1 protein-coding gene is annotated in these 241 nt (G+C 36.9%); it reads left to right on the top strand.

Translation table 11 applies throughout. The annotated features are described in order from the left end of the window. The coding region (locus tag A7Q09_RS09495) for a class I SAM-dependent methyltransferase (protein WP_134391214.1) at positions 1 to 241 on the top strand (241 nt) is incomplete at both ends.

The following is a 241-nucleotide window of genomic DNA, read 5'->3' as shown; positions in this document are numbered from 1 at the left end:
TTAGCTTACGCATTAGCTCAATCCGAAATGGCTGAGCAAGTGCATTATATAGGCATGGATATTGTTCCCGAACTTTTAGAATACGCCAGGGATAGATGTAATAGACCAGGCTGGGAATTTTTGTTTCACAACCAGCATAAATTTCCTTTAAAGGATAACTCAGTTGATCTAGTCGTTTTCTTTTCTGTGCTCACCCATCTATTGGAAGAAGAAGGTTTTATTTTCTTAAAAGAAGCTAAAA

It is taken from the genome of Methylacidiphilum sp. Yel, from assembly GCF_004421185.1.
GTDB lineage: Bacteria > Verrucomicrobiota > Verrucomicrobiia > Methylacidiphilales > Methylacidiphilaceae > Methylacidiphilum.
The sequence above is the reverse complement of the archived record's forward strand: the minus strand, read 5'-3'. Positions and strand labels throughout refer to the sequence as shown.